Origin of the sequence: Flavobacterium lotistagni, assembly GCF_011392125.1 — a bacterium.
GTDB classification, from domain to species: Bacteria; Bacteroidota; Bacteroidia; order Flavobacteriales; family Flavobacteriaceae; genus Flavobacterium; species Flavobacterium lotistagni.
Genome location: NZ_JAAJBU010000001.1, coordinates 621,700 through 637,874 on the forward strand (window position 1 = coordinate 621,700; position 16,175 = coordinate 637,874).

15 protein-coding genes and 1 tRNA gene are annotated in these 16,175 nt (G+C 38.7%); 5 read left to right on the top strand and 11 right to left on the bottom strand.

All coding sequences use genetic code 11. The features are described 5' to 3' along the window. Nucleotides 1-25 precede the first annotated feature (25 nt). Genes G4D82_RS02685 through G4D82_RS02705 form a run of 5 tightly spaced genes read right to left on the bottom strand, consistent with a single transcriptional unit; the run spans nt 26 to nt 7,063 of the window. A complete protein-coding gene (locus G4D82_RS02685) occupies nt 26-868 on the bottom strand; it encodes a class I SAM-dependent methyltransferase (RefSeq protein WP_166334190.1) in 843 nt (280 codons plus the stop codon). Then, nucleotides 868-1,392: a hypothetical protein gene (locus tag G4D82_RS02690; protein WP_166334193.1), complete on the bottom strand. Its 525-nt coding sequence runs from the start codon at nt 1,390-1,392 to the stop codon at nt 868-870. Before G4D82_RS02690 ends, G4D82_RS02685 begins: the two co-directional genes overlap by 1 nt. After that, nucleotides 1,389-3,260, bottom strand: coding sequence for a tRNA uridine-5-carboxymethylaminomethyl(34) synthesis enzyme MnmG (gene mnmG, locus G4D82_RS02695; RefSeq protein ID WP_166334195.1), 1,872 nt, complete (start codon nt 3,258-3,260; stop codon nt 1,389-1,391). The genes G4D82_RS02690 and mnmG overlap by 4 nt, the downstream gene beginning before the upstream one ends. 1 nt (nt 3,261) lies before the next feature. Then, nucleotides 3,262-3,690, bottom strand: a complete 429-nt coding sequence (ybeY, locus tag G4D82_RS02700) for an rRNA maturation RNase YbeY (protein WP_166334197.1) — start codon at nt 3,688-3,690, stop codon at nt 3,262-3,264. Next, entirely contained in the window at nt 3,683-7,063 is a 3,381-nt protein-coding gene (locus G4D82_RS02705) for a DUF4175 family protein (RefSeq protein ID WP_166334199.1), read from the bottom strand. The genes ybeY and G4D82_RS02705 overlap by 8 nt, the downstream gene beginning before the upstream one ends. 188 nt (nt 7,064-7,251) lie before the next feature. Here G4D82_RS02705 and gltX point away from each other — a divergent pair, with 188 nt between their 5' ends. Further along, complete coding sequence (gene gltX / locus G4D82_RS02710) at nt 7,252-8,757, top strand: glutamate--tRNA ligase (protein WP_166334201.1); 1,506 nt, start codon at nt 7,252-7,254, stop codon at nt 8,755-8,757. Between the two features lie 28 nt (nt 8,758-8,785). On the opposite strand, the gene G4D82_RS02715 is transcribed toward gltX, so the two are convergent. After that, entirely contained in the window at nt 8,786-9,439 is a 654-nt protein-coding gene (locus G4D82_RS02715) for an outer membrane beta-barrel protein (RefSeq protein ID WP_166334203.1), read from the bottom strand. 75 nt (nt 9,440-9,514) lie between these two features. Between G4D82_RS02715 and G4D82_RS02720 the strand changes: the two genes are divergently transcribed. Next, entirely contained in the window at nt 9,515-10,504 is a 990-nt protein-coding gene (locus G4D82_RS02720) for an SPFH domain-containing protein (RefSeq protein WP_235924287.1), read from the top strand. A 17-nt stretch (nt 10,505-10,521) separates the two neighbouring features. On the opposite strand, the gene G4D82_RS02725 is transcribed toward G4D82_RS02720, so the two are convergent. From G4D82_RS02725 to G4D82_RS02740, 4 genes are all read right to left on the bottom strand, one after another. Next, entirely contained in the window at nt 10,522-10,776 is a 255-nt protein-coding gene (locus G4D82_RS02725; RefSeq protein WP_166334205.1) for a DUF6327 family protein, read from the bottom strand. Between the two features lie 2 nt (nt 10,777-10,778). After that, nucleotides 10,779-11,129: a competence protein gene (locus G4D82_RS02730; protein WP_166334207.1), complete on the bottom strand. Its 351-nt coding sequence runs from the start codon at nt 11,127-11,129 to the stop codon at nt 10,779-10,781. A gap of 1 nt (nt 11,130) precedes the next feature. Further along, nucleotides 11,131-11,460 carry a YtxH domain-containing protein gene (locus G4D82_RS02735; protein WP_166334210.1) on the bottom strand — a complete coding sequence of 110 codons (330 nt, stop codon included), beginning with the start codon at nt 11,458-11,460 and terminating at the stop codon, nt 11,131-11,133. A gap of 286 nt (nt 11,461-11,746) precedes the next feature. Further along, nucleotides 11,747-13,843 carry a glutamine--tRNA ligase/YqeY domain fusion protein gene (locus tag G4D82_RS02740; RefSeq protein WP_166334212.1) on the bottom strand — a complete coding sequence of 699 codons (2,097 nt, stop codon included), beginning with the start codon at nt 13,841-13,843 and terminating at the stop codon, nt 11,747-11,749. Nucleotides 13,844-13,954: 111 nt separating this feature from the next. On the opposite strand from G4D82_RS02740, the gene folB reads away from it, so the two are divergent. From folB to G4D82_RS02755, 3 genes are all read left to right on the top strand, one after another. Beyond that, nucleotides 13,955-14,314, top strand: a complete 360-nt coding sequence (folB, locus tag G4D82_RS02745) for a dihydroneopterin aldolase (protein WP_166334214.1) — start codon at nt 13,955-13,957, stop codon at nt 14,312-14,314. A 78-nt stretch (nt 14,315-14,392) separates the two neighbouring features. Continuing rightward, nucleotides 14,393-14,463 (top strand) — tRNA-Cys (locus G4D82_RS02750). Nucleotides 14,464-14,689: 226 nt separating this feature from the next. Continuing rightward, the gene (locus G4D82_RS02755) at nt 14,690-15,385 is read left to right on the top strand and encodes a T9SS type A sorting domain-containing protein (RefSeq protein WP_166334216.1); all 696 of its coding nucleotides are present in this window, start codon (nt 14,690-14,692) and stop codon (nt 15,383-15,385) included. A gap of 113 nt (nt 15,386-15,498) precedes the next feature. Here G4D82_RS02755 and G4D82_RS02760 read toward each other — a convergent pair whose 3' ends face one another. Continuing rightward, nucleotides 15,499-16,173: a LysE family translocator gene (locus G4D82_RS02760; protein ID WP_166334218.1), complete on the bottom strand. Its 675-nt coding sequence runs from the start codon at nt 16,171-16,173 to the stop codon at nt 15,499-15,501. Nucleotides 16,174-16,175 lie beyond the last annotated feature (2 nt).

Sequence of the window (16,175 nt, forward strand, 5' to 3'; positions counted from 1 at the left end):
AAAAAGAGCTCAAATTTAGATTAATTTATTGATTTTTAAAGATATAGATTAGAGACGAATATTCGCCGGTACGACGTCCTTTTAAGTTCGATTTTAACCCGATTAGGAAAGCTTTAATAAAATTCATCTTTCCGGTCTTGTATTTCTCGGATAAAAGAGAGACATAATATGCATCAAAAAGCATCGGCAAAGTCTGGACTAATTGAAAGTTTTCCCTTTCAAAAATGGTTCGCATAGCAGTCTTGGAAAAATGCCACAAGTGTCTTGGAACATCATAAGCCGCCCAATAATTTTGGTAATATTCGGCATCGAAGGATTTATAATTGGGTACTGCAATTACGATTGTTCCTTCTGGTTTTAAAAGGCGTTTGAGTTCGCTGAGTTGCAATTGTAGGTCTGGCACATGTTCCAGTACGTGCCACATGGTAATTACATCGGCACAATGGCTTTCAAGTGTGGCTGTATCATTTTGCAAAATAATACCTTTTTGGTTAGCAAAACTTCTTGCTTTTGTATTCGGTTCCACCCCGATTATTTCCCATTCGTTGTCTTTGGCTACTTTGAGAAAATCTCCGGTTCCAGCACCAATATCGAGTAACACGCCTTTTGAAGAGTGTAACTTTGTAATCAGTCTGAGCTTGTTCTGAAGTGCGATTTTCTTTACAGATTGATAAATCCTTTCAAATAGCGAACGTTTGCCATCGGTATGGGAAATATAATCGTCACTCTCGTAATATGCCGCCAATTCTTGGCCTTGTGGTTGCGGATTAGTGACAAGCAAGCCGTCGTCAGTTTGATATAATCGAAAATCTCTTTTAGAGACCGAATGATCTTTAACTGTTATGAATAATTTGTGGTTAGAATCCATTATTGGTTGTAATATTCCTCTTTTAGTTTTTTTAGGTAATTTACTGCTACGTTTTGAAATAAAGAATCTTCACGCAAGCAATCTTCATTATTGCTATTGATTAAAGACCAGGCAATAAACTTTCGTTGTTGGTCTGTTTGATCGTCTTGCGGCTGCAAATGTATAACAGAATAATTGGCACTATTGAAGTATTTTTCAAAATCTGCATTATCGTATAAAATCAATTGGTACTTATTGTTATCAATGTTTACCGGATAAGTTGAGTTTAAGTAATTCTCCGTTCGGAATTTTATTGCGAGGAATCTTTCTATAGGTAAATTTCGGGTGTTGTTTTCGAAGATAAATGCTGTAAGGCTTTCATTATTTCCGAGGATTTTTTGCCCGTTTGGCACCAAAATATAGTCGGAGATTTGTGTAGTCTGTCTCGAACCCGTGCAACTAGAAAGTAAAAAAAAGACAACGCTAATCAATGCAATCCATTTGCTGGCATGGAATGAACAAATCGGTTTCACGTGGAACATCATCTTCCCATATAGATTAATAAAACAGATATGTCGCTCGGCGAAACCCCACTGATTCTTGAAGCCTGAGATATGGTAACCGGACGTATTTTACTTAGTTTTTGTTTGGCTTCAATAGACATTGATTTCACTTTCTGGTAATCGAAATTTTCAGGTATTTGCACTACTTCTAATCTGGTTAACTTATCAGCATTGTTGCGTTCCTTCTCTATATATCCTGAATATTTGACTTGAATTTCCGCTTGTTCCAGAATCTCTTTATCCAATTGATTTGATTGGGCATAATCTCGAACTGGTTCTAATTGCAACATATCTGTCATATCGATCTGCGGGCGGGAAAATATCTTGAACATTTTATCTGATTGACTGATTAAGGCCGTATCCTTGGCTTGAAGAATGGGATTGATATCCGAAACACTAACGCTAGTTTCTTTGAAAAACTGAACCATTTTCTCAGATTCGTTGAACTTGTACTCCATTCTTTTCATTCTGCCATCGGAAGCCAATCCTAATTTATAGGACAACGGAGTTAATCTGAAATCGGCGTTATCTTGTCTGAGCAACGTTCGGAATTCTGCTCTCGAGGTAAACATTCTATAGGGCTCTTCTGTTCCTTTAGTAATTAAATCGTCAATTAAAACACCTATATAGGCTTCGTCTCTTTTTAATACAAACGGATTTTGTTCTTTAACTTTCAAAGCAGCATTAATACCTGCCATCAAGCCTTGTGATGCTGCTTCTTCGTATCCGGTGGTGCCATTAATTTGACCTGCAAAATACAAGCCTTCCACCAGCTTGGTTTCTAAAGTGTGCTTGAGTTGTGTCGGCGGAAAATAATCATATTCAATAGCGTATCCCGGTCTGAAAAACTTAACGTTTTCAAAACCAACCACAGACCTTAGAGCTTTAAACTGAATCTCTTCCGGCAACGACGTAGAAAAGCCGTTGACATAAACTTCTACAGTATTCCAGCCTTCAGGTTCTACAAACAACTGGTGCCTTTCTTTGTCGGCAAAACGATTGATTTTGTCTTCTATTGAAGGACAATAACGCGGGCCAAGGCTTTTAATCCTACCGTTAAACATTGGTGACCTATCGAAACCCTCCCTCAAGATGTTGTGCACTTCATTAGAAGTATAAGTCATGTAGCAAGAGCGTTGTTGAGTCAAGGGTTTGGTAATGTCCGAATAAGAAAATTTAGCAGGTTGATCATCGCCTTTTTCTTCGTTCATTTTTGAATAATCCAGTGAGCGTCCGTCTACTCTTGGGGGCGTGCCGGTCTTCATTCTGCCGGATTCAAAACCAGCCTTAACCAAATCTTCCGTGATTCCGTGGGCCGCACTTTCTCCTGCCCTACCTCCACCAAATTGTTTGTCTCCAATATGAATAAGACCATTCAGAAAAGTTCCATTAGTTAATACTACTGTTTTGCTTTTTATTTCAATTCCTAAAGATGTTACTATCCCTTTGACTTGGGCATTTTCTATTATTAGCCCTCTCACCATTTCTTGATAAAAATCAAGGTTGGGTGTTTGTTCGAGCATCAAACGCCATACTTCTGAAAATCGCATTCTGTCACTTTGAACTCGTGGGGACCACATCGCCGGCCCTTTAGATTTATTCAGCATTTTAAACTGAATAGCAGTATTATCTGATACAATTCCCGAATAACCACCTAAAGCATCTATCTCACGAACGATCTGTCCTTTTGCAATTCCACCCATAGCCGGATTACAAGACATTTGAGCAATATTCTGCAAATTCATGGTGACCAACAAGGTCTTACAACCTAAGTTTGCAGCTGCTGCTGCAGCTTCACAACCAGCATGACCAGCTCCAACTACAATAACATCATATCGATCTTGAAACATGCTACTTTTTATTTTGTTTCACGTGGAACATTTTCATTTTCTCTTCTTCTTTTTGTCGCATCACTCGCTCTTCAGATTTCGACTTGTCTTTGTATCCGCAATAATGTAAAACACCATGAACCAATACACGCCTTAATTCTTCATCGAACGACACCATGAACTCTTTTGCATTTTCACGAACTCTTTCAATAGAGATATAAACATCTCCTTGTAATTCATTTCCTACAGAATAGTCGAAACTAATGATATCCGTCAATGTGTCGTGATTCAAGTAATGTTGGTTGATTTCCAACAAATAAGCATCATCACAAAAGATATAATTGATTTCTCCTTCTCGTTTGTTCTCCGAAACTATTACATCCGAAAGCCATTTGGAGTGAACTCTTGGCTTTGAAATCTTAAAGTCGGTTTCGTAATTAAAACTAATCATTTGCTTTGAAATATTCTTGAACCTTTTGGTTAAAATTGGAGCGCAAAGGTAAGCTTTGTCTATTCAAAATTTCTACCGAGTTCAAATATTGCTGAAGACTTTGCGGCAGTGCATTGGCCTTATTGGCAAACTCTTTACTGTTAGTTTCCGATTGTCGCTTTTTATCTTCGCCTTGTTGTTGAATCGCCTTTTGTAGTTTTAGTAGTTCGTACTTCAAATTAAGCGCTTTCTGAAGCGTCTCATTGTTGAACCCTTTGTTGAGCAATTGCTTTTCAATTTGCTTCATCTGATCGAGCGCATTCTGCCCATTACCACCCATGCCCTGCTTTTCTAATTCGTTTTGGAGCGCGTCTCGTAATTGTCTTTGCTCTTTGTAGATTTCCATAATCATTTGAGCGTCGCCTTCGCCATCTTCTCCGTTTTGGCCTGTTTTGCCTTGACCTTCTCCACCGCCGCTTTTACCTTCTTTCCCGGTTTTACCTTTTTCGCCTTCGCCAGGTTTATTTCCTTCTGACTTCTTATTTCCGTCGCCAGATTTCTTTCCGTCACCAGATTTTTCTCCTTCGCCGGGTTTCATCGCATTCTTCATCTTGTCGCCTAGGCCTTCTTGCTTTTTGATAATGTCTGGCAATTGCATTCCCATGCCTTGTCCTTGACCTGGTTTGGGCTTACCGGCACCCATTCCGGAAAGTGTCATTTGCATGTTATTCAAAAGTTCGCTCAGGAAATCTGCCAATTTGTTGGCCGAAGAAATTGTATACTGCTGATGCGACAACCCTTTAGCAACCTGAGCTTCTGCCAAACTTTCCAAAGCTTTGTCGATGTTATAATGAACATTACCAATCTCTTGGGTAATATTCTCTGCAATTTTTGGATTTCGCAGTGACATCGCAAATAAACTGTCGTCAACGTGCTTGAATTGCTGCTTTAAATTCTGTTGAATTTTAAGATTCTTGTTGAATGAGGGTGATCCGCGTTTTAATCCTTTGAACTCGTCCATAACGTCTTCTTGTGAAAAAGAAAAAGCTAATAAATTATCGAGAATTTGACGCAGCATTTTTACATCTTCTTCCATTTGCTCCATTTCTGCGCCTTCCATGCCTTGCTTCATTTTCATTGACATTTCCTTCATCTTTTTGGATGCGCTCTTTTGCTTGGGTTTGGCTTTGTCCTTCTTTTCTTTTTGGAGCTCTTCGGACGCTTTCTTCAAATCTTCATCAATACTTTTTTCCTTCTCCGGGTCATTGGGAATCTCCATCGGCGATTTGAGTTCTTTGTTCTCTTTCTGCAAATCCTTTAACTCTTCCTGAATCTTGTCGAACTCTTTATTGATATCATTCTGCTTCTCGCTTGTATTTTCTTTCTCGCTTTCGGAGAGTTTATCCTGTTTCTCCGAGAGTTTGTCAAGCTTATCCGCTATTTGCTCGGCTTTCTTTTCGACATAATATTTTTTAGTTAACTCGACAAGTTGCTCTAAATTCTTAGTTTGGTTCTTGCTGTTTTGCTTGAATTTATCAAGCTTATCCATAAGCTCTTCGTTCTTGATTTTATCATTGAGTTCCTTTAACTCATCAAGCAACTTCTTGTTCTTTTCTAAATCTTTGTCTGCCTTTTCCAACCGCTTTTGCAATTCCTGTTTGAACTCGTCTTTTTTATCGGTTTTGAATTGGTCTAAATTTTCCTTCATCTTCTCAGCAAACTCTTTCATCATCGCGTCTTGCTTCTTTTGGCGATTAATAAATTCATTGACTTTTTGCTGGTCTTTATATTCTAAATTGTCTTTCTCTTTGCCGGATTTCTGTAACTTCTCAATTTCAGAAATTTGTTTGTCTTGGTTCTTGAGTGATTTCTCTAAACCATTGATATTGTTGTTCTGCTGTTGTAAAACCTGGTCTTCTTTCTCAGAATCTGTAATAATCCGATTGCTGAAAACAGACGACTTGGTGCTCTTGAAATGGTGTATTGCATCGTTATCAAAAACTTCGAAGTAGTATTCATAAGTAACACCTTGTTCAACCGGTAATAAACTAGGGAACGAAAACACGAATTGGTCGTAGGTATCTTTCTTTACTGCAATAATACCTCTTTTAGCGGTTTGAGGTTTGTCTTTCTCGTAGTAAACCACCTGAAGCTTTGAAAGTCCGTAATCGTCTGAAACTTGCCCAATAACATATGCTTTTTCGGTTTTTAGGCTATCCGGCGCCGAATTGACATTGATCGTCGGAAACTGATCTTTAATCACGGAAATCTGATAATTCAACTTCTCATAATGCTTAACTTTGGCATTCGAAGTTAGAATCTGGTAATCTGTGTTCTGAAAAATCGACTTAGAAAGAGAAAACCTGTTCTCATTTCTTGAGAAAACGCTCGTTGCTTTTAAATCAGACCATTCAATATTTTGCGTAGCTTGGGCATTAATGTTCCATAAAACAGTAGTGCCTTCAGGAACGATTGCATTGCCGGTACCTTTAATGTTCTCCGGTTTCTTGTTGAGATAAGACGGAAAATTCAAACGCATTTCAAAATTAGCAATAGCCGGAACCGTAACTACTTTTAATTCATAATCGGCCGAAATCACGGCATTGGCTTGCAAATGGAAATCAATATCAGAAACCGGCTTAGAAAACTTATACTGGAACAATCCGTTGGAGTTTGTTTCTAAAAAATAGCTTTCCTCACCAATCACAATCAACACATTTTCAGGAACTACTTTTCCTTTAGTACGCACTAATAAAGTAAAATCTTTGTTTTGCTGGGTTTGCAACTGCTGATTTTCGATTACAAATTCAAATGGTGCCGGCGGTGTAAAGCGTTCTTTAAAATTCACCACACGATTAAAACTTTGCGATATCACGCTACTATTGCCTGAAATATAAAAAAATAAAATCAAGAAAACCGGCAACAAAGCCAGTGGTAAGTACTTTTTATTGGCTCTATAATTCACCGCACTTGTGAACGGAATTGGCTGTAAGGCAGCTGCTTTCTGGTCAATAGATGCCAAAAGTAATTCAGAAGATTGGTCGTTAGCGGCTAATTGCAAAAAGTTGGTGAGTTTGTCACTAACCTCAGAAAAGTGATTTCCAATAATTACAGAAGCTTCATTGTACCCTATACCTTGTTGAATTTTGAACAGTTTGAACAACGGGAAGAAAATGTATCGGGCCAACAAAAACAATTCAACTCCCACAAACAACCAAAATAGCAAAGTTCTTCCGGCAGGCTGCAACCACAGAAAATATTCCACAAAAAGCGTAAAAAGCAAATACAGCAAGCCCAAACCGACAAAAAACAACACTCCGCGAATAAGTTCATTGGTGTAGTATTTACGGATAAAAGCCTCTAGTTTTTGGTAAATCAGTTGTGAAGATTTCAATCTTGTGGGATTTTTTGTTCTAACCGCTAAAAGTACAATTTTAAATGAATTGCAAAACGTTAAAAAATTTCGAATGTTTTCGGCGAAATTTCTAAGTATAAAATCGCGGCAAACAACCTATGAACTTGCTATCTTTGCGCTCTGAAAAGCCCAAAATACAATGGGCCGATAAACCTAAATTACTGAACATGAATCAACCAGTTCGCGTGCGTTTTGCGCCGAGTCCGACCGGTCCGTTACATATTGGCGGGGTTCGAACGGCTTTATTTAATTACTTGTTTGCTAAAAAACACCAAGGCGTATTTTATCTGCGCATTGAAGATACCGACCAAAACCGTTTTGTGCCCGGTGCCGAACAATATATCTTTGAAGCGCTTGATTGGCTCGGAATCGCACCGAGTGAAACTGTCGGAAAAAACGAGCAATTTGGCCCATACCGACAGTCGGAAAGAAAGCCGCTTTACAAGCAATACGCCGATCAGTTGATTGCTTCCGGAAATGCCTATTACGCTTTTGATACAGCCGAAGCTTTAGATTTGCATCGAAAACAGCACGAAGAGCAAGGAAAAACTTTCATCTACAATTGGCACAACCGCGAAAAATTGGATACTTCGTTGGTACTTTCTCAAGAAAAAACCCAAAAAAGAATCGACAGCGGCGAGGATTATGTGATTCGTTTTAAAACTCCGGTTAATGAAACCTTGCATTTACATGATATTATTCGCGGCGATATCCAGTTCGAGACCAATTTACTTGACGATAAAGTATTATTCAAAAGCGACGGAATGCCGACCTATCATTTGGCCAATATCGTCGATGATCATTTGATGCAAACCTCGCACGTGATTCGTGGCGAAGAATGGCTGCCTTCAATGCCACTACATGTTTTACTTTATCGTTCTCTTGGCTGGCAAGCGCCTGAATTTGCTCATTTGCCATTGATTTTAAAACCTGTTGGCAACGGAAAGTTATCTAAACGAGATGGCGATAAATTGGGTTTTCCGGTGTTTCCTTTAGAGTGGAAATCTGAAGATGGCGTTTCTGCCGGTTACCGCGAAAAAGGGTTTTTCCCTGAAGCTGTCATCAATTTCCTGGCTTTATTAGGCTGGAATGACGGCACCGACAAAGAACTTTTTTCGTTAATCGAATTGGTCGAGGCATTCGATTTGAACCGCGTACACAAATCTGGGGCAAAGTTCGACCCGGAGAAAAACAAATGGTTCAACCACCAATACCTTCAAAAACAAAACAATACTGAGTTAGCCAAAGCTTATGACGCCATTCTGAAAGAAAAAGGAATTGCGGTTGCTCAAGATAAACTCCAAAGTCTTGTGGCCATGATTAAGGAACGGGCGCATTTTGTATCAGAATTCTGGGAACTGAGCGAATTTTTCTTTCACGCACCTATTTCATACGATGAAAAAGCCGCCAAAAACTGGAATGCTGACACACAAAAATTGATGCAGGAATTGATTACTGTGCTCGAAAACATTCCTGATTTCCGCTCAGAAAATGTAGAAACGATTGTCAAAGATTGGATGACAAAAAACGAAATCGGCATGGGAAAAGTGATGCAGCCTTTCCGACTGAGTTTAGTTGGAGCGCTTAAAGGACCGCATTTGTTCGACATCGCTGATTGGATTGGAAAACAAGAAACGATTCAACGAATTCAAAAAGCAATAGATACGATTTAAAAAAAGCTCCCGAATTTGGGAGCTTTTTTTATAAACTTACTAGCAACTGTCCGCCGATGAGGCCAATATTTCCCTTGAACTGATCGCCGTTGTTGAGCGTTTTCAATTCATCGTCTTTATTGAGTTTGTTCATGAAATTGTTCACACCGTACTGGTAGAAAATAATCGCTTTAACTGTTTTGCTTCCGGTGGTAATTCCGAAGTAGAGGTTTCCGTTGACCGTGGTCACATCTACGATATCTTCGGCCTTCAACAAAGTTCCTGAAATCGTGTTATCGCCTTTATCCACCTTGAGTTTTCCATTGACTTGTAATACCGGGCCAAAATCTACCGCGAAATAATCTTCAACAATGTTATAGCTCAAAAGCAATCTAATCTGAACACCTGAAACCGTATATTTTACATCTTCTTTTTTAAATGAGGTCGCGTTAGTAGACTCTAGTGAAAAACTGTTGTTAATGAACTGCATACCATAAGTCATACTAAAATCATTGTAGAAATTCCCACGAACCGACAATCCGCCGGCAAAACCCATTTCCGGTTTCACTTTGAAGTTGCTCGAGAGTAAGGTCATTTGGGTAATTCCAGCAGAAATCCCAATCCGGTTCCCGTCGCGGTATTGGTATTGTGCATGAAGTTGAACACCTACTAAAAGCAATCCTAAGGCTAGTATTTTTTTCATATATCAGAATTAGATGTGCTAAAGTAGTTTCTTTTTCGTAATTTGACTTCTATTTCAATCCAAATTCCTTTTAAGATGAACATTTCCTTTATTATTCTGCTGCTGCTGGCACTTTTTATTTTTCTGTCTTCTTTTTTTACGGTTAAACAGCAAACCTCGGTTATCATTGAGCGTTTCGGAAAATTCCTGAGTGTACGCAATTCCGGATTACAGCTCAAAATTCCTCTGATAGATCGCATTGCCGGAAGGGTAAATCTGCGCATCCAACAACTCGATGTGATTATTGAAACCAAAACCAAAGACAACGTATTTGTCAAGATGAAAGTCTCGGTGCAGTTCAAAGTCATTCAAGACAAAGTGTACGATGCCTTCTACAAACTCGAATATCCGCACGACCAAATCACGGCTTACGTATTTGATGTGGTTCGCGCCGAAGTTCCGAAACTCAAGCTCGACGACGTTTTCGAACGAAAAGACGATATCGCCATTGCTGTCAAACGCGAACTCAATGAAGCCATGATGACCTACGGCTACGACATCATCAACACGCTAGTGACCGACATCGATCCGGATATGCAAGTGAAAAACGCGATGAACCGAATCAATGCTGCCGACAGAGAAAAAACCGCTGCAGAGTTCGAAGCAGAAAGTTCCAGAATACGTATTGTCGCCAAAGCCAAAGCCGAAGCGGAAAGTAAACGATTGCAAGGTCAAGGAATTGCCGATCAACGCCGGGAAATTGCGCGCGGTTTGGTAGAAAGTGTGGAGGTTTTGAACAGCGTGGGCATCAATTCTCAGGAAGCTTCTGCACTGATTGTCGTTACCCAGCACTATGATACTTTGCAATCTATTGGTGCCGATGCGAACTCCAATTTGATACTTCTGCCCAATTCGCCTCAAGCGGGCAGCGATATGCTTAACAATATGGTGGCTTCGTTCAGCGCTTCGAATCAGGTTGGGGAAATGATGAAAAGAACCAATAAAAAGGTGAAATCTAGAGCAGAAAATCCGCCGACTTCGTTGCCCGCTCCAGAAAATCCGCAAACCGATGCAAACGAATCTTAATCAAAAAAAAAAAGACCTTAATCGGTCTTTTTTCTTTTTAATAGCCAACCGATAAGATGCGGGATGGCCATTGTAATTATACTAGTAAACGACTCAGACAAAATCGATTGGTAAGAACCTAGAAATTGTTTAACAATACCTCGTGGAGTGAATTGTTCCTTTGTCTCTTTGAGTTCCAAAACCAATTTCTGGTAACTGATTTCCTTCTCCAGCTTAAGGATTTCCAAGTCTTTATCAATCTCGGCGTAGGAAGTATATTTTTTAGCAGCCATGATCAATCATTGAAAAAAATTTCAGAAAAACGCTCCATGATGCGGCCTTCGACGATTTTGTCTTTAATTAAAAACAACAAGCCTATGAACAACGCATAAATGCCCGCCACAATGAGAAAACCCAATGCATAATTTCCTAAAGATTGGCCAATGGCAAAAGCTGCGGCGAACGATCCGAAAAGTAAAACCATACTCAAACCCAACAAAATCAGGATAAATTTAAGCACCAACGTAGACGATTTCATAGCGACTTTAAAGCCCCACAATTTGTAATAAGCGACGCTGCTGTCAATGAAAGCTTGTGCACGCTGTTGCAAGTCTTCGGTATTTTCTTTGAGTTCTTCGAAGGCCATTTTATTTTTGATATTTGGCGTTCTGTTGCTTTAACTCGGCCAGTTTAGTTTCTAGAAAACTAATCAATTCTTCGGATTTATGGCTCATATTAGAGGCCAAGTTTTCGAACGTTTCCTCGAGGTTGTCTTTCGCATCGGCTGCTTTTTCTTTCAAATCTGTTGAAGCATTCTCGAATTGGTCTTTGATTTTGTCTTTGGCTTCATCAAAACCTTCTTTGATTTTGGCTCTGGTTTTCGAACCTTTGTCGGGAGCGAACAAAATTCCGGCAACGGCTCCGACGGCAGCTCCGATTAAAAGTGCTGCAAGTGTGTTTTCGGTTTTATTGGCCATGGTAATTGAAATTAAAAATTCTTGTTGGCTAAAGTTACTATTTTATTAGGCAATTTTCAGGTTGAAAAAGCTAAAATTTAAAATAAAGCGAGAGAATCGACTTTTTTACACCTAAATAACTCGTAAGTTTTCTTTTTAAAAAAATTCGCTTAGAACGCATTTAAAAGATTGGTTTTCGATAGCTGTTTCTTATGTTTTTTTAAAAAATTATAGAATATTATAATTATAAGAAAAGCGCCCGATTAAAGACGCTTGCTATAATTTTTGACAATAATTATTCTTGAAATCAAATCGAGGCTAAAGCTGACAAAACTTTTTCATCCTTTTCTGAATTTTTGAGTTCGGTCAAGTTGGATTGCAAAGCTTCGAGATTCGGACGGTCATTTTTCAAATTTTCAATCGCTTGCCAACGAACAATGGCTGATTCGCTTTTGAGTGACATCGCGTAAAGCTTTTGCATTGTTTCAGCATCGGTATTGTCTGGCTTAATCGTATCAGAATATTTCATGAGCCAGTTTGCAAACAAAAGCGAACTCTTATTGTTGTTAATGTTTTTGCGTAAAGCGTTTTGCAACAAACTGAAATTCTCAACCGAGTTCAAGCTCTCGCCAATCATTTTCTCGATGTTGGCTCTTTCTTGTTCATTCTCTGCCTTGAAATACCTATTGATTTCCTTGAGCGAATTGTTGATGCTGTTCTCGTCTTTCTTACCTTTTTCTTCCCAAGTATCTTTAAGACCGACAGTTTTATTGAAAACCAATTTCCCGTCTTTAGAATCGGAATCAACGGTGAAATAACCCAATCGTTGGAATTGAAACTTATCTTCAACTTTGGCAGTTTCCATACTTGGCTCGAGATAACCCGTAACCACTTTCAAGGAATTCGGATTCACAAACTCTAAGAAATCTTTCTCCTTATGAGAATCCGGAGCTTCATCGGTAAACAAACGGTCATACAAACGCACTTCCGCTGCAATGGCATGCTTTACAGAAACCCAATGCAAAGTTCCGGAAACCTTTCGCATACTGGCCTCGGTACCACTTCCACTTAAAGAATCCGTATCATACGTCGCATGGATTTCAGTGATGTTTCCCACTGCATCTTTGACAACATTTTCGCCTTTGATGATGTAAGCATTCTTCAAACGGACCTCTTTTCCAATACTCAAACGGAAAAACTTAGCTGGCGCATCTTCCAAAAAATCTTCTCTTTCAATATACAACTCGCGCGAAAACGGCACTTTTCTGAACCCGGCATTCTCATCTTCAGGATTGTTTTCGGCCTCCAACCATTCTACTTTTCCTTCCGGATAGTTGGTAATAATCAGTTTGACCGGATCAATAACTGCCATCACTCTGGGCGCTGTTTTGTTCAAATCTTCACGTACACAAAACTCCAATAAAGACACATCAATCAAATTATCGCGCTTGGCAATACCGATAGTTTTGGCAAAATTCCGAATCGATGCCGGCGTATATCCGCGACGTCGAAGCCCTGAAATGGTCGACATTCTCGGATCATCCCAACCACTAACATATTGTTCCTTGACCAACTGCATCAGCTTTCTTTTACTCACTACGGTATGACTTAAATTCCGACGAGCAAATTCACGTTGCTTTGGGCGAATCAATTTCGAATCGTAAATCTGATCTAGAAACCAATCGTATAATTCGCGATGCGGTAAAAACTCCAACGTACAGAAAGAGTGCGAAATCTGCTCGAGATAATCGCTTTCTCCGTGGGCCCAATCATACATCGGATAGATGCACCAATCATTGCCTGTTCGGTGGTGGTGTTTGTGTAAAATGCGATACATGATCGGGTCACGCATGAGCATATTGGTTGATTTCATATCAATCTTGGCGCGCAAGATGTGGGTGCCTTCTTCGAATTCGCCATTTTTCATACGATTGAAAAGGTCTAGATTTTCTTCTACGGAACGATTGCGATAAGGGCTGTCAACGCCAGGTGTGGTTGGCGTTCCTTTTTGTTGGGCCATTTCTTCAGACGTCTGGCTGTCGACATAAGCTTTTCCTTTTTTGATGAGCTCAATCGTCCAATCGTATAACTGCTGGAAATAATCCGAAGCATAACGCTCCTCGGCCCATTGATAGCCCAACCATTGCACATCGCGTTTGATGGCATCTACAAATTCTTGTTCTTCTTTGGCCGGATTAGTATCGTCAAAACGGAGATTCACCGGTGCCTTGTAATCGATTCCTAAACCGAAATTCAAAGCAATCGCACTGGCGTGACCCAAATGCAGATAACCGTTGGGTTCTGGTGGAAATCGAAAACGCAAAGCCTTTGGCGATAAACCGTTTTTGAGATCTTCTTCTATGATTTGCTCGATGAAATTCAGTGATTTTTCTTCGGTAGACATAAGCTAAATTTAGAGCGGCTAAGTTATCAAAAATGTTGGTAATTCTTGAAGCCGTTCATTCGGTAATTTGTACTTTTATGCTATTAAACCCTAAGACCTCAATACATTGTTATGGGAACTATCAAACTAAAGAATATCAGGACTTTTTCTTACCACGGCTGCTTAGTTGAGGAAGGAAAAATTGGCTCAGATTACACAACCGATCTCGAAATAAAAACCGATTTGAGAAAATCTTCCTTAAGCGACAAGCTTGAAGATACCGTTGATTATGTGCTTTTGAACCGCATTGTGGTGGAAGAAATGGCCATTCGTTCTCATTTATTGGAACATGTAGCGCACCGCATTGTAGCGCGTATTTTTAAAGAAATACCGGCTGTTTCTAGAATTATGCTTTCGGTTTCTAAAATCAATCCGCCTATTGGTGGTGATGTTGAAGCCGTTACGATTGAAATGGAAGAATACCGAAATTAAACGCAGATTTTTTCTGAATAATTTCTATATTAAAATTTAGTTTTAAAATTATTTTATTAAGTTTGCGACCAATATTTTGGCGTCGTGGCCGAGTGGCTAGGCTGGGCTCTGCAAAAGCTCCTACAGCGGTTCGAATCCGCTCGATGCCTCTGAATAAGAGAAACCTTCAAAGAAATTTGAGGGTTTTTTTTTATGTTTAAATTTTTTAAAAAAATTCATTAAAGTTGTTGGTTCGAATCCGCTCGATGCCTCTGAATGAGAGAAACCTTCATGGTGATTTCAAAGATTATTGTTTCTGATTTTAAGAAAAAAGTAATCAAATCGAATCTTTATTGGAAAAATAATGAGCAACTTTGGAAATAAAATAAAAACATCATGAAAGCTTTTGGTTTACTTATGTTGTTGTTGACAAGCGTTTCATTCGCACAAGATTCTAGGCTATTCGAAAACCAATGGTATTTGACCAATCTAATTTTAAATGCAAATGAGAATATTCCACCATTCAATAATATGGGAATAACTTTCTATCAAGAAAATTCAAATCTTGACATAAGTGATGCTTGCAATAGTTTGTTTGGTTTTACTGAATTTCCGTCAAATAACGTTAGCGATTTTTCGTTCACCGCTTCTGGGCAAACACTTCTAGATTGTATGGATAGAATTGGTTTCGAACAACTGTATTTTGGTTTCTTTTCTGAAAACAACACATTAACCAATAATTTCACTTATACAATTTTGGAGTTAGAAAATGAGAAAATTTTGGTCATCAATTCGGAACTAAACAATCAAGCTGTATACTCAACTCAAATGTTGTCTACAAACCAATATCAAAAATTAAATTTAAATATTAGTCCAAATCCAGTTACGGATTATATCAATATCAAACTTGATGAGCCGATTATTGGAAAGGCAACAATCAAAATATACAATAGCATAGGAAAACTTTGCCAGAAACAAGGTTTAAATACGAACCAAGAAACAATTAATATTGAAAAGCTATTGAGCGGAATCTACTTGATTATCTTCGAAAATGGAAAAGAAATTACCACTAAAAAGTTTATAAAAAGATGATATTCTTTTGATAATCTAGGCTAGGCATGTAATACTGGTTTTACCCATTCTCATACTTGATTTTGATAAAACATTATACGTTCTGTACAAAAAAGGGAAAAGAAATTCAAGCACTACTCTATCTTTTCCAGAGCCTTTTTAACCAATTTCTGATCGCTTGGGAACCAACCTTGAAACATCAACACAATTCCAAAAATAACTAGTAAGATACTGATGACTTTTTTGATGTTGAGAATATTGGTAGGAGTAAGTTTACTTCTTAATTGTTTGGCTAATAGTATTTTTCCAATATCCACCAATAGATAAGTCAGTAAAACAGAACTGAAAAAAGTCACCATTCGCGAGGTTTCCAATTGCAGTTTTGGACCAATAGTGATTAGAATCATAAACCAAAACAACAATACACCAACGTTGATAAAATTCAAGAAAAAACCTTTAAAAAATAGACTTACATAATTTTTACGAATGAGTTCCTCTACAGCAATTTCGTCTATATTCTTACTCACTTTCTTTAGTTTTAGAAACGAAATAATGCCGTAAGTAAGCATCACAATGCCGCCGAAAATAAAAATAGCCGGATCGTCTTTAATACCTTGAATCAAACGATAACTACTGAAGTAGGCTACTGCAATGAAGACCATATCGGCCAAAACCACTCCAAGATCGAATACAAAAGCCGCCCGAAAGCCTTTCACAGCACTGGTTTCCAACAATACAAAAAAAACAGGGCCTACCAGAAAACTCAAAAAAATACCCAAAGGAATTCCGGTAATTATATCTTCAATCATGA

What these genes read in the sequence shown, in the direction of transcription:
- G4D82_RS02755 (WP_166334216.1), top strand. Translation starts at nt 14,690, where the DNA reads ATGAAAGCTTTTGGTTTACTTATGTTGTTGTTGACAAGCGTTTCATTC.
- mnmG (WP_166334195.1), bottom strand. Translation starts at nt 3,260, where the DNA reads ATGTTTCAAGATCGATATGATGTTATTGTAGTTGGAGCTGGTCATGCT.
- G4D82_RS02725 (WP_166334205.1), bottom strand. Translation starts at nt 10,776, where the DNA reads ATGGCTGCTAAAAAATATACTTCCTACGCCGAGATTGATAAAGACTTG.
- G4D82_RS02735 (WP_166334210.1), bottom strand. Translation starts at nt 11,460, where the DNA reads ATGGCCAATAAAACCGAAAACACACTTGCAGCACTTTTAATCGGAGCT.
- G4D82_RS02720 (WP_235924287.1), top strand. Translation starts at nt 9,515, where the DNA reads ATGAACATTTCCTTTATTATTCTGCTGCTGCTGGCACTTTTTATTTTT.
- G4D82_RS02740 (WP_166334212.1), bottom strand. Translation starts at nt 13,843, where the DNA reads ATGTCTACCGAAGAAAAATCACTGAATTTCATCGAGCAAATCATAGAA.
- ybeY (WP_166334197.1), bottom strand. Translation starts at nt 3,690, where the DNA reads ATGATTAGTTTTAATTACGAAACCGACTTTAAGATTTCAAAGCCAAGA.
- G4D82_RS02730 (WP_166334207.1), bottom strand. Translation starts at nt 11,129, where the DNA reads ATGGCCTTCGAAGAACTCAAAGAAAATACCGAAGACTTGCAACAGCGT.
- G4D82_RS02685 (WP_166334190.1), bottom strand. Translation starts at nt 868, where the DNA reads ATGGATTCTAACCACAAATTATTCATAACAGTTAAAGATCATTCGGTC.
- gltX (WP_166334201.1), top strand. Translation starts at nt 7,252, where the DNA reads ATGAATCAACCAGTTCGCGTGCGTTTTGCGCCGAGTCCGACCGGTCCG.
- G4D82_RS02715 (WP_166334203.1), bottom strand. Translation starts at nt 9,439, where the DNA reads ATGAAAAAAATACTAGCCTTAGGATTGCTTTTAGTAGGTGTTCAACTT.
- G4D82_RS02690 (WP_166334193.1), bottom strand. Translation starts at nt 1,392, where the DNA reads ATGATGTTCCACGTGAAACCGATTTGTTCATTCCATGCCAGCAAATGG.
- G4D82_RS02760 (WP_166334218.1), bottom strand. Translation starts at nt 16,173, where the DNA reads ATGATTGAAGATATAATTACCGGAATTCCTTTGGGTATTTTTTTGAGT.
- folB (WP_166334214.1), top strand. Translation starts at nt 13,955, where the DNA reads ATGGGAACTATCAAACTAAAGAATATCAGGACTTTTTCTTACCACGGC.